Consider the following 11785-nt stretch of genomic DNA (forward strand, 5'->3'; position numbering starts at 1 on the left):
CAGCGGCAGCTCGTGCCTGGCTGCCGCTATGTTCGGCACATGACCTTCTCGATCGTGGCCCGGTCCGACGACGGCGAGTCCTGGGGTGTCGCGGTGGCCTCCAAGTTCCTGGCCGTGGGCTCCGCGGTGCCGGCGGCGGCCGCGGGGGTGGGTGCCATCGCCACCCAGGCTGACGCCAACATCGCCTACAAGTACCTCGCCCTCGCCCACCTCGACGAGGGCGCCACCGCGCAGGTCGCCCTCGACCGGCTGCTCGAGGAGGACGAGGGTCGCGAGCACCGGCAGGCCGGCGTCGTCGACTCCGACGGCAACGCCGCCACGTGGACCGGTTCGGAGTGCTTCGCGTGGGCCGGCGGGACCACCGGCCGCAGCGGCGAGCGCGGTGGCTACGCCATCCAGGGCAACATCCTCACCGGCCCCGAGGTGGTGGAGGCGATGGAGCGCGCCTGGCTCGCCTCGGCCGACCGCCCGCTCGAGCGGCGCCTGCTCGAGGCGCTCGCCGCGGGTGACGACGCGGGCGGCGACAGCCGTGGGCGACAGTCGGCGGCACTGCTCGTCGTGCGCGACGGCGCGGGCTACGGCGGTCACGACGACGTCGCGGTCGACCTGCGGGTCGACGACCACACCGAGCCCGTCGCCGAGCTGGCCCGGCTGGTCGACCTCAACGAGCTCTACCTCACCGCGTCGACGCCCGAGGAGCAGGTGCCGGTCGACGACGCGCTGATGATGGAGCTCGAGGCGCTGGCCAAGGCTGACGGCAAGGACAGCTTCCACATGTGGGTCGGGTCGGGTAACTACGAGATGCGTGTCAGCCCCGGCGCGCGCCCGGAGTGGATCGACCGACGGATCCTGGCGATCATCCGCGGCGAGGAGGACGCCGTATGAGCGTGTTGGCGATCGACGCGGGCACCACGGGAGTCACCGCCGTGGTCGTCACCCCCGACGGTCGGATCCAGGCCAAGGGCTACCAGGAGTTCCGCCAGCACTTCCCCCAGCCGGGATGGGTCGAGCACTCGGCGGAGGAGATCTGGCAGGCCACCCTGGAGGCCACCCGCGAGGTGCTCGGCAAGGTCGACGGCTCCGAGCTCACCGCGGTCGGCATCACCAACCAGCGCGAGACGATCGTGCTCTGGGACCGCGAGACGCTCGGCTCCCCGCGCCGCGCCATCGTCTGGCAGGACCGGCGTACGGCCTCGATCTGCGACCGGCTGCGCGAGGAGGGCCACGAGGACCGCGTCGCCGAGCTGACCGGCCTCCGGCTGGACCCCTACTTCTCGGGCACGAAGCTGATGTGGCTCGCCGAGAACGAACCCCACACGTGGGCGCTCGTCGAGTCGGGGCGCTACGCCGTGGGCACGGTCGACTCCTACCTCATCGCCCGGATGACGCGCGGCACCTGGCACGTCACGGACGTCTCCAACGCCTGCCGCACCCTGCTCTTCGACCTCGAGGCGGGCGACTGGTCCGAGGAGCTGTGCAGCCTCTTCGGGGTGCCGCGCGACGCACTGCCCGACCTGGTCCCCAACTGGGGCGAGGTCGCCCCCACCGACCCGAAGTCCTTCCTCGGCCTGTCGCTGCCGATCGCGGGGATCGCCGGCGACCAGCAGTCGGCGCTCTTCGGCCAGACCTGCTTCGCCGACGGCGAGTCGAAGTGCACCTACGGCACCGGCTCCTTCATCCTCACCAACACCGGTTCGTCGGTCGTGCGCAGCGATGCCGGGCTGCTGTCGACCGCCGCCTGGCGCTCCCCCGAGGGTGAGATGACGTACGCCCTCGAGGGCGCGATCTTCGTGACCGGGTCGGCGGTGCAGTGGCTGCGTGACGGCCTGCAGATCGTCGGCAACGCCGCCGAGACCGCCGCCATCGCGCAGACGGTCGATGACACCGACGGCGTGGTGTTCGTGCCGGCGCTGACCGGTCTCGGTGCTCCGCACTGGGACCCGCACGCGCGCGGGATGATCATCGGCATCACCCGCGGCACGACGCGCGCGCACCTGGTGCGCGCCACCCTCGAGGCGATCGCCTTCGAGGTGCGCGACGTGCTGGAGACCCTGCCCGAGCTGACCACGCTTCGCGTGGACGGCGGCGCGGCCGCCAACGACCTGCTCTGCCAGTTCCAGGCCGACCAGGTCGGGCGCGCGGTGGAGCGGCCCGAGATCGTGGAGACCACCGCCCTGGGCGCGGCCTTCCTCGCCGGGCTGGGCACGGGCGTGTGGGGCTCGACGGACGACCTGCGCGAGACCTGGGCACTCGACCGACGCTTCGAGCCCGGCGGCGACCGCGGGGCGCTCGACGCGTCGTACGCGCTGTGGAGCCGGGCCGTCGAGCGCGCGAAGGGCTGGACGGAGTAGCCCGGGCGGATCGCTACAGGCGCTCGCGCGCGGCGCGGGCCGTCTCCACCTCGGCCGTCGCAGCGACGACGGCCTCCTGGGCCTCCTCCTGCAGCGCCTGCGCCTCGTCGAGCTCGTCGTCGACCTCCTCGACCTCGGCCTCGAGGTCGGCCATCCGGGCGCGCAGCTCGTCGATCTCCGCCTGGAGCTGCAGCGTCCGCGCCCGCAGCTTCTCGACCGTGCGACGCGTGGAACGGTGCTCCTTCTCGGCCTCCCCCAACGCAGCGCGCGCCTCGGCGACGCGCGCGTCGGCGGCCGCCCGCGCCTTCTTGTCGGCGTCCGGGTCGGGCACGACGTGCAGCTGGGGCCGGCGCGCGGGGTCCGGCGGGGCCGCGGGCCGGGCGGTGGCGCTGAAGCCGAGGGCCTCCGGCACGGCGACCGCGCCGCCCAGGTCCAGGTCGCCGAGACCGGTGGCGGCGATCGCCGTGACGAGCAGCCCGCTGCGCACCGCCTTCGCCGCGTCGGGCTCCAGCATGGCCGCGGTCAGCGTCGCCTCGACCTGGTCGGCGACCGCCTGCGTGGTCTTCACGCCCTCCTCGCGCGCCATCCGCCGCGCGGTGGTGGTCACCGATGCCGTCAGCTGGCGACGCTGCTTGGTGAACTCCTTCAGCTGTGCGGCGTCGAGGTTGTCCTGCGCGTCACGCAGGGCGACGCCGACGGCGAGCACCTGGTCGACCTGGTCGGGGTCTCGCCGGACCAGCAGGTTCACCACCCAGGCCGCGACCGAGGCCTTGCGCAGGCCCTTGATCGCCGCCGCGAGGTGCTTGTCGGCCTTGTGCTCCTTGGCCAGGGCGTCGCGCGCGGGCGTGAAGTCGGCGAGCGGGAGCGCGTAGAGGTCGTCGGCGATCTCCAGCAGCGGGTCGTGCCTGGTCTCCGGCATGGCTCGATCCTAGGGAGCGGCGTACTCGAGCTCGGTGGGGAAGGGTGGCCACGGGCACTCCTGGCTCGTCCCGCTGGGTCGCCAGCCGCACGACTCGTAGAGCGCCCGCGCCCGGCCGTTGTCCGCCAGCACCCACAGCCGGCGGGCACCCGCGGCCTCGGCCCGGGCGAAGCCCTCGCGTCCCAGGCCGCTGCCCCAGTGGTCCGGCCGCACGGCCAGGTGGCGCAGGCTGCTGCCGTCGTGCGCTGCCAGGGCGACCAGCCCGGCGTCGTCCTCGACGACCTCCACGACGACCTCCGGGTCGTCGAGGAGCAGCACCCACCGCGCCAGCACGTCGTCGTCGGGGTAGGGCAGGGCGCCGAAGACGTGCGCGAGCCCGGCGCGGCTGGCCGCGCGCTCGAGGTCGCGCAGCGCGACCACGTCGTCCGAGGTGGCGCGGCGCCACTGCCTGCGGGCCGACGTCACGGGCGGCCCGCCTCGTCCCACGCGCGGTGCGACGCCAGCGCGTGCTCCCACAGGCCGGACCACTCCTCGGAGGTCACGTCGGCCACGGGCAGCAGGAGGTCGTCGACCAGCGCGCCGCGCCAGTCGTCGTACGACGTCAGGTCGCGCGCCTCACGACCCGTCGGGGTCGTCACCTGCTGCACGAGGTTGCGCACGGCCCGCTGCACGCCCCGCTCGATGCGCTGCACCACGACGAAGCGACGGAAGGGCGACTCGTCGGCCGTGGTCAACCAGCGGTGCGACTCGGCGACGGCGTCGGCGGAGTGGTCGCGCGACGTCACCACGACGCCGCGCAGGCCCCCGTCCGGGAAGTGGTGGTAGGTCCACGCAGCAGGACCGGTGGGACGCCCGGCGGCCTGCGCGCCGAAGCCGGCGCCGATCCGGAAGGTCCAGCCGTCCACCTCGTGCTCACCCCGCACGAGCGGCAGCGGCTCGGCGAAGCCCTCCCCCAGACCGGCGTCGACCCACCAGTGACCACCGGGGTTGCCGGTCGACGGCAGCCCCGACACGACCAGGACGAGGTGATTCAGGCGCGTGCCGAGCTCGTCCTCGGGACGCGTCCAGACGTGGCCGTGCCGGCGACTCACTGCGAACCCGAGCGCCGTCAGCAGCGTCTCCAGCGCGGCGTTCTGCTGGAAGCAGTAGCCGACGCGCGCCCCGGACGCCGCCCGGGCGACAGCCGAGGCCGGATCGGCCGGGTCGGGCCGGTCGAGCATCGTGGAGAGGTTGTCGTAGGGGATCCGCGCGACGTGCGCACGGTGCAGCTCCTGCAGCCCGGCCAGTCCTACCGCCGGAGGTGCGTCGAGGCCGATCCTGGCGAGGTAGCGCTCGAGGAGCTCCTCCGGTGCCGTGCCGTCCATGTCGTCCTCCTCCGCGCTCCGCCGTACGTCTGCCGCCGCAACGTACCCGCAGAGGGGCGTCGGGCCGGGGCGTACCCCATATCGGGGTTGAGCCACTTCTGCGCCGGTGTTCAGGTGGAGACAGTCCCCGGACCAGGGGTCGTTCGACAGGGGTGAAGACAGATGCGCCGACTCGTTCTCTCGTGCCTGGCCACGCTGCTCGCGGTGCTGGGACTGAGTGCTGCCAGCTCGCAGGCGAGGTCCGAGGCGAGCGCGCCGCATCCCGGGACGAGCGTCGGCGTCGGCTGACCCGGCGCGGCCCTGCGTCAGGCAGGGCCTTCGTCGAGGCCGTGCTCGATGGCCCAGCGGGTGAGCTGGACGCGGTTGTTCATCTGCAGCTTGCGCAGCGTGTTCTGGACGTGGTTCTGCACCGTGCGGTGCGAGAGCACCAGCCGCGCGGCGATCTGCTTGTAGCTCATGCCGGTGGCGACCATCTTGAGGATCTCGGTCTCGCGCTCGGTGAGCTGGTCGCGAGGGTCGTCGGCCGGACCGTCGGCGATGCGGCGGAACTCGCCGAGGACCAGCCCGGCGAGGCCGGGCGTGAAGACGGTGTCGCCGTCGGCGACACGGGTGACCGCGTCGATGAGCTCGGCGCTGGACGCAGACTTCACCAGGTAGCCGGTGGCACCGGCCTTGATCGCCTCGAGGACGTCGGCCTGCTCGCCGCTCGCCGACAGGATCAGCACCCGCGCGGTCGGGTCGTGCTCGAGCATCATGCTCGTGACCTGCACCCCGCTGTGGTCCGGCAGCTGGAGGTCGAGCACGACGACCTGCGGCGCGGACGCGGGGAAGCGCGCCATCGCCTCACGGCCGTTGGACGCGACCGCCACGACGTCGTGCCCGGCGGCCTGCAGGTCGCGCTCGACGGCATCGCGCCACATCGGGTGGTCGTCGACCACCATCACCCTCACCATGGCTCCCCCTCCGAAGTTGAGGAGATCGTAGACCTCCTAGTCACCCGGAGGGAGGTAACGACCCCGCCGGTGGACGAGCGGCGCGTCGTCGTCGCCGACCTCGACCTCGCGCAGCACGCAGGTCACCAGTCGCGACCACCCGACCTCGACGTCCTGCTCGACCTCCACCGTGGCCCACGTGGTCGCGTGCGCCAGGCGCGGGCCGTGGTCGGTCCACTCCCACCCGGTGGTCCGCCACGGGCCGCCGGGCGCAGGTGCGGTGCCCGCGAAGACGTCGGCCAGGTCGCGGTCCGGCCAGCCGAGCACCTGGACGACCCCGCGTCCGGTCCCGAGCAGCACGTCGGTGAGGTCGGCGTCGGGGTCGAGCAGACCCAGCACCCGACCGGGCTCGCCGCCCGCCACCAGCCACGACGACACCGTCAGCCCGGCCCGGTCGTCGTCGGAGGTGCCGGCCGTCCACAGCGACACGGTTGCGCCGATCCGTCCGCGCAGGCGGCGTACGGGGTCGTCGGGGGTCGGGAACGGGTGGCCCGGGTGGATGGTCACCCGTTCACGCTAGCGGGACCGTCAGCTCCCACTCGGTCCCCCACGACCCGCTCTGGACCGTCGCGGTGCCACCGAGCTCCTCGATGCGGCCCGCGATCGACGACACCACGCCCAGCCGTCCCTCCGCAGCCGCTTCCCGGAGGCGCCCCGGGTCGATGCCGGGGCCGTCGTCACGCACCGAGACCGTGATCTCGTCGCGACCCGCCTGCGCCAGCACCCACGCAGCCGCACCGTCGCCCGCGTGCGCCGCGACGTTGTCCAGGCACGCGCGCACGGCCGCGACGGTCTCGGACACCACGTGCGCGTCGACGAGCACCGCACCTCCCGGCGTGGCCACCTCGACGCGCACCGGGTGCGCGGTCGCCATCGCCTCCAGCGCCCCGGCCAGGTCGACCCGGCCGCCGGTGGCCGCCGGCACGGTGTCCTGCTGGCGGATGAGCGAGCGCAGGCTCCTCTCCTGCTCCCCCGCGAGCCTGCCGAGCTCGGCCCACTCCCCGCCGGCCGCCGCCCCGCGCCGCTGCGTCATCGCCAGCACCTGGAGCACCCCGTCGTGCACGGCTCGCGCCAGCCGGGTGCGCTCCTCCGCGGCCGCGGCCGCGCGCTCGGCGGCGTCACGCTCGCGCGCCATCCGCTGGAGCGAGGCGCACATGAAGCCGACGATCGGCCCCCCGATGAGGATCAGGAAGACGTTGCCGTAGATGCCCTGGTCGACCTCCGAGCGCGGCAGGAGGTCGGAGGCGGCGATGAGGACGGCGGCGACGAGGCCGCCGCGCCAGTGCCAGTGGATGGCCCAGGCAAGCAGGGCGCCCATCACCCAGAAGCCCGGGATGGTGACGTTGAAGTCGGGCGACTTCACCCACGGCGTCACCGCCATCGCAGCCAGCACGATGGCCAGGTCGACGAGCAGCAGCGCAGGCGTACGCCGTGCGCGGTCGTGGTAGAGCCAGATCGCGACGCCCGTCCAGAGGGCGAGCGTTACCACGATCGCCAGGCCGACCGTGGGGTGGTCGAAGTTGTCGCGGCGGTAGGCGTTGAGGCCGACCATGTTGAGCGTGACCACCACACGCACCAGCGCGAGCGCTGCGTAGAGCCGGTCCTCGACGGCGAAGGCCGAGTCGGTCCGCGGCTCCGCTGCCGGCGACCCCCCGCGCGTGGTCAGGACGCCTTCTGCTCCGGCCCGCTGCCGGCCTTGTCCCGCTCGACCTGCTCTGCGGCCGCCTTGCGGGCCTTCTCCTTGTCGAGCTCCTTGGCCTTGCTGGCGTAGAGGTCGACGTACTCCTGGCCCGAGAGCCGCATGATCTCGTACATGATCTCGTCGGTGATCGAACGCAGGATGTAGCGGTCGTTCTCCATCCCGGCGTAGCGCGAGAAGTCGAGCGGCTTGCCGAACCTCACCACCGGACGCGTCCACGACCCGTAGACCTTGCCTGCCGGTGCGACCACGTCGGTGCCGACGACCGCGCACGGGATCACCGGTGCACCGGTCTCGAGCGCGAGGCGGGCGACGCCGGTCTTGCCGCGGTAGAGCTTGCCGTCGTGCGAGCGGGTGCCCTCGGGGTAGATCCCGAAGAGGTCGCCCTCGGCGAGGATCTTCATCGCGGACTTCATGGCCCCTTCAGCGGCGTTGGCGCCGGAGCGGTCGATCGGCACCTGGCCGGCGCCGGAGAAGAACTTCTTCTGGAACCAGCCCTTGATGCCGGGCGAGGTGAAGTACTCCGCCTTGGCCACGAAGGTGACGCGCCGGTTGAGCGTGAGCGGCATGAACAGCCAGTCGGCGTAGGACAGGTGGTTGCTGGCGAGGATGGCCGGACCCTCCTCCGGCACGTGGCCGACGCCGAAGGCCTTGGGCCGGAAGACGAGTCGCAGCACCGGCCCGAGGGCGATCCACTTCAGGAACCAATAGAGCACGGGCCGAGACTATCCCTGCTGCTCGGCGGTGACCCGCTCGATGAACTCCGCCGACTCCGCGAAGATCCGCGGGGCGTCGTTGTCGAGGGTGGCGACGTGATAGCTGTCCTCGAGCACGCGCTCCTCGAAGTCCTTCGAGGACAGGCCGGCGTTGAGCGCGCGCGAGGACGAGATGTCCACGACGTGGTCCTCGGCCGAGCGGAAGAACAGCACCGGGATCGTGATCCGCGGCAGGTCGCGACGCAGCTCGGCGTAGCCGGCGAACATCGAGGCGGCCGCCTTCAGGGGCGTCGTGGGGTAGCCGTGCTCGTCCGCTCCGGGCTTCTTGATGTCGTTCGCGATCCCGGGGAAGCCGGGCACGAGGTGCTTGAGCGCCGGCAGCAGCTTGACGTCCTTGCGCAGCGTGTCGACGGCGGCGTTGACGATCACGATGCCGGCGAGCTGGTCGCCGTGGTCGGCCGCCAGGCGCAGGCACAGCGCGCCGCCCATGGACAACCCGACGGCGACGACCGCGTCGTTCTCCGCCGCCAGCTTGTCGAGCGCGCCCTCGACGGTGGCGACCCAGTCCGCCCACGTCACCTTGTTGAGGTCCTGCCAGCGCGTCCCGTGCCCCGGCAGCAGCGGCATCTCGACCGCGTAGCCGCGGGCGGCGAGGTCCTCGGCCCAGGGCCGCATGGAGACCGGGTTGCCGGTGAAGCCGTGCTGCACCAGTACGCCGATGCGGCGCCCGCCGGTGAGCTCGGGCCTGGCGGCGGTGGACATCGGAGCGACCAGTGCGGGGTCGAGGGGCGCCTCCTGGGCGCCACGGAAGGGGATCCTCACGCGCACAGTGTGCACCACTCCGGCCCCGGTTCGAGGTGCGAAACCGACTGAGGTCCTGCTGGGGGTGCGGGTACCGTTGCCGCGTGACGACGCCAGGCGACGAGAGCCGCACCGAGCTGGCGTGGCGCGAGATCGTCGACAACTACGGCGAGCGCGTCGTGCTGCCCGACGACGACGCGTCCGGGTCCTCGCCCGCCACCCCCTCCTCCGCCTCCTCTACCGACGCCGAGGCCGAGGCACCGGGCGGCGCAGACGCACCCCTCCCGGACCACCTCGTCGACGACGACGAGGTCGAGATCCGCGAGCGGGCGATCGCCGAGGCGGAGCGCTTCCGCCCCCCGCCCGCGCCGCCCTTCCCGGTCCCTCGGACCTGGCAGCGCGGGCTGGCCTGGGCAGGCATCTTCGTCGCCCCGCTCCTCGCCCTCGTGGTCGCGCTGTTCTCGCTGTGGGTGACACCACTGGTCGGCTGGGCGCTCGTGGGGTGGTTCGTCGGAGGGTTCGCCTACCTCGTCCACGAGATGCCGCGCGGGCGCGACCCGTGGGACGACGGCTCGCGCGTCTGAGCACTCCCCGCCGGGTGGATCAGTCCACCGGGACGGACAACCCCTCAGGAGCGGCCCGGGAGTAGGGTCACGACGGTGGGTGCGAAGGAGACGGTGGAGGTCACGGGCCACCTCATGGACACCGGCATCCTGTCGCGCATCCTCGACGACATCCGCGACTACGGCGGCGACTACGTCCTCGACCAGTTCGAGGTCGGCCACGAGACCCACGACCCCAGCAGCGCGCGCATCACCGTCGAGGCCGACGACGACGAGTCGCTCCAGCGGCTCCTGATGCGCCTGCAGACCCGTGGGGTCAACCCGATGAGCCTGGCAGAGGCCTCGACGTGCCCAGCCGAGCGCGACGGGGTCCTCCCGGACGGCTTCTACGCCACCACGAACCTCGACACGCGCGTGCACATCGACGGCGCGTGGCACGACGTGGAGAACCCCGAGATGGACTGCGGGCTCGTCGTGGACCCCTCGCCACCGGCCCTGCGGGTCCGCACCGTCCCGATGACCGACGTCCGCACCGGCATGCGCGTCGTCGTCGGCACGGCCGGCATCAAGGTGTCGGTCCCGGACCGCGACGACGGGGTCGACAGGTTCGCCACCGTCGAGGCCGAGCTCGCGGGCGAGCGCCCGCAGGCCGTGCTCGTGCGCCAGGTCGCCGACGGCATGCGACAGGCGCGCGCCGACGGCAAGCGGCTGCTCTGGGTCGTCGGGCCGGGGGTGGTCCACACCGGGGCCGTCCCCGCGCTGGTCGCCCTCGTCCGTGCGGGGTTCGTCGACGTGCTCTTCGCCGGCAACGCACTCGCCACGCGCGACATCGAGACCGCTCTCTACGGCACGAGCATCGGTGTCGAGGTGTCCACCCAGGGCGGCGAGCACGGCCACGAGCACCGCGTGCGCGCCCTCAACACCATCCGCAAGGCTGGCTCGATCGAGGCGGCGGTGGCCGAGGGCACCCTGACGAGCGGGATCATGCACGCACTGGTCACGGACCGGAAGCCGTTCGTGCTCGTCGGTTCGGTGCGCGACGACGGACCACTGCCGGACGTCCACACCGACGTGCTCGCAGGACAGCGTGCGATGCGGGCCGAGATCCGCGACGTGGGTTACTGCCTGATGCTGGCCGCGCAGCTGCACGCGATCGCCACTGTCAGCATCCTGCCGGCGTCGGTGCCGCTCGTGTGCGTCGACCTGGACCCGGCCACGGTGACCCGGATCGTCGACCGCGGCACCAGCCGGGGCCGCGGCATCGTGACCGACGTCGGGCTCTTCCTCGAGCAGCTCGCGCTCGAGCTGGTGCCGGGCTACCCGCGCGACTGAGGTCCGGCCACCAGGAGCGCCGCTCCCACCATGCCTGCCTCGGGCCCAAGACGGGCGGCGACGAGGGCGGGCACGCTGCGGTGCGCGGCGCCCACGAGCGTACGCCGCAGCGCTGCCCGGGCCGGGTCCAGCAGCTTGTCGCCGGCCGCCGACACCCCACCGCCGATCACGACCACCTCGGGGTCCAGCGCGGCCACGAGGTTCGCGGTGCCCACCCCGAGCCAGTCCCCCACGGAGGCGAACGCGCGCCGCGCGACGAGGTCGCCCTCCTCGGCCGCCGCGGTGACCATCGGTCCCGTCACCCGGTCGGGGTGGCCGCCGCTCATGTCGGACAGCACCGACGGTTGCTCGGCCATCAGCGTGCGGGCGTTGCGGACGAGGGCGTTGCCGGAGGAGTACTGCTCCCAGCAGCCTCGGCGTCCGCACTCGCAGGGCTGGCCGTCCGGGACGACCTGCATGTGCCCGAACTCCCCAGCCATGCCGTTGGCGCCGCGGAGCACCTCGCCGCCGACGAGCACGGCACCGCCGATGCCGGTGCCCATCGTGATCATCAGCGCCGACGACGCTCCCCCGGCCGCGCCGTGGTGGGCCTCCGCACGGGCCGCGCAGTTGGCGTCGTTGTCGAGCAGCACCGGGCAGCCCAGGCGCGCCTCCAGCAGGTCGCGCAGGGGCTCCCCCTGCCACGGCAGGTGCGGTGCGAACATCACCCGTTCGCCACGCGAGTCCACGAAGCCGGCGGCGGCGACCCCGACACCGGCGAGCAGGCTCCCCGCAGCCGCGTCCTGGACCGCGGCGACCAGCGCGTCCTCGACCTGGCTGGCGACGACGCGCCGCCCCGGTGTCGTACGGCGCGCGGTCTGGGTCACCGATCCGTCGGCCCGGACCACGCCGGCCAGCACCTTGGTGCCACCGATGTCCACACCGACCACGACGCCCTCGCTCATGGCGCTCATCCTCGCGCACCCGCTCCATGGGCCGATCGGGTCATCGGTCTAGTCACTTCTGACCATCTTCCGTCACCACCCGGCCGAAGTGCCGTCATTCCAGC

General features: G+C 73.0%; 14 protein-coding genes. 5 read left to right on the top strand and 9 right to left on the bottom strand.

The window, feature by feature from the left end; translation table 11 throughout:
* The first annotated feature begins 39 nt into the window (after positions 1-39).
* Positions 40-885: a DUF1028 domain-containing protein gene (locus CFI00_RS14865; RefSeq protein WP_207081870.1), complete on the top strand. Its 846-nt coding sequence runs from the start codon at positions 40-42 to the stop codon at positions 883-885.
* A complete protein-coding gene (gene glpK, locus CFI00_RS14870; protein ID WP_207081871.1) occupies positions 882-2351 on the top strand; it encodes a glycerol kinase GlpK in 1470 nt (489 codons plus the stop codon). Before CFI00_RS14865 ends, glpK begins: the two co-directional genes overlap by 4 nt.
* Positions 2352-2364: 13 nt before the next feature.
* Here glpK and CFI00_RS14875 read toward each other — a convergent pair whose 3' ends face one another.
* Genes CFI00_RS14875 through CFI00_RS14885 form a run of 3 tightly spaced genes read right to left on the bottom strand, consistent with a single transcriptional unit; the run spans position 2365 to position 4634 of the window.
* Complete coding sequence (locus CFI00_RS14875) at positions 2365-3270, bottom strand: hypothetical protein (RefSeq protein ID WP_207081872.1); 906 nt, start codon at positions 3268-3270, stop codon at positions 2365-2367.
* Positions 3271-3279: 9 nt separating this feature from the next.
* Positions 3280-3735, bottom strand: a complete 456-nt coding sequence (locus tag CFI00_RS14880) for a GNAT family N-acetyltransferase (RefSeq protein ID WP_207081873.1) — start codon at positions 3733-3735, stop codon at positions 3280-3282.
* The gene (locus tag CFI00_RS14885; protein WP_207081874.1) at positions 3732-4634 is read right to left on the bottom strand and encodes an arylamine N-acetyltransferase; all 903 of its coding nucleotides are present in this window, start codon (positions 4632-4634) and stop codon (positions 3732-3734) included. Before CFI00_RS14885 ends, CFI00_RS14880 begins: the two co-directional genes overlap by 4 nt.
* Positions 4635-4796: 162 nt before the next feature.
* On the opposite strand from CFI00_RS14885, the gene CFI00_RS23880 reads away from it, so the two are divergent.
* Positions 4797-4922: a hypothetical protein gene (locus CFI00_RS23880; RefSeq protein ID WP_277988303.1), complete on the top strand. Its 126-nt coding sequence runs from the start codon at positions 4797-4799 to the stop codon at positions 4920-4922.
* A 17-nt stretch (positions 4923-4939) separates the two neighbouring features.
* On the opposite strand, the gene CFI00_RS14890 is transcribed toward CFI00_RS23880, so the two are convergent.
* The 5 genes from CFI00_RS14890 to CFI00_RS14910 are packed head-to-tail and all read right to left on the bottom strand — an operon-like array spanning position 4940 to position 8863.
* Positions 4940-5587 carry a response regulator transcription factor gene (locus CFI00_RS14890; RefSeq protein ID WP_207081875.1) on the bottom strand — a complete coding sequence of 216 codons (648 nt, stop codon included), beginning with the start codon at positions 5585-5587 and terminating at the stop codon, positions 4940-4942.
* A gap of 36 nt (positions 5588-5623) precedes the next feature.
* Positions 5624-6133 carry a flavin reductase gene (locus CFI00_RS14895; RefSeq protein ID WP_207081876.1) on the bottom strand — a complete coding sequence of 170 codons (510 nt, stop codon included), beginning with the start codon at positions 6131-6133 and terminating at the stop codon, positions 5624-5626.
* Between the two features lie 4 nt (positions 6134-6137).
* Positions 6138-7292 carry a DUF5931 domain-containing protein gene (locus tag CFI00_RS14900; RefSeq protein ID WP_207085549.1) on the bottom strand — a complete coding sequence of 385 codons (1155 nt, stop codon included), beginning with the start codon at positions 7290-7292 and terminating at the stop codon, positions 6138-6140.
* Complete coding sequence (locus CFI00_RS14905) at positions 7289-8041, bottom strand: lysophospholipid acyltransferase family protein (RefSeq protein WP_207081877.1); 753 nt, start codon at positions 8039-8041, stop codon at positions 7289-7291. Before CFI00_RS14905 ends, CFI00_RS14900 begins: the two co-directional genes overlap by 4 nt.
* A 9-nt stretch (positions 8042-8050) precedes the next feature.
* The gene (locus CFI00_RS14910) at positions 8051-8863 is read right to left on the bottom strand and encodes an alpha/beta fold hydrolase (protein ID WP_242532415.1); all 813 of its coding nucleotides are present in this window, start codon (positions 8861-8863) and stop codon (positions 8051-8053) included.
* An 83-nt stretch (positions 8864-8946) separates the two neighbouring features.
* On the opposite strand from CFI00_RS14910, the gene CFI00_RS14915 reads away from it, so the two are divergent.
* Both CFI00_RS14915 and CFI00_RS14920 read left to right on the top strand, forming a co-directional pair.
* On the top strand, positions 8947-9426 hold the full coding sequence (locus tag CFI00_RS14915; RefSeq protein WP_207081878.1) for a hypothetical protein: 480 nt from the start codon (positions 8947-8949) through the stop codon (positions 9424-9426).
* Between the two features lie 75 nt (positions 9427-9501).
* Positions 9502-10737 (top strand): TIGR00300 family protein, encoded by a 1236-nt coding sequence (locus tag CFI00_RS14920; RefSeq protein WP_207081879.1) that lies wholly within the window; start codon positions 9502-9504, stop codon positions 10735-10737.
* Here CFI00_RS14920 and CFI00_RS14925 read toward each other — a convergent pair.
* A complete protein-coding gene (locus CFI00_RS14925) occupies positions 10722-11681 on the bottom strand; it encodes an ROK family protein (protein ID WP_242532416.1) in 960 nt (319 codons plus the stop codon). The two genes, CFI00_RS14920 and CFI00_RS14925, sit on opposite strands and share 16 nt — an antisense overlap.
* Positions 11682-11785 lie beyond the last annotated feature (104 nt).

It is taken from the genome of Nocardioides sp. S5, from assembly GCF_017310035.1.
In the GTDB taxonomy this organism is placed as follows: Bacteria; Actinomycetota; Actinomycetes; order Propionibacteriales; family Nocardioidaceae; genus Nocardioides.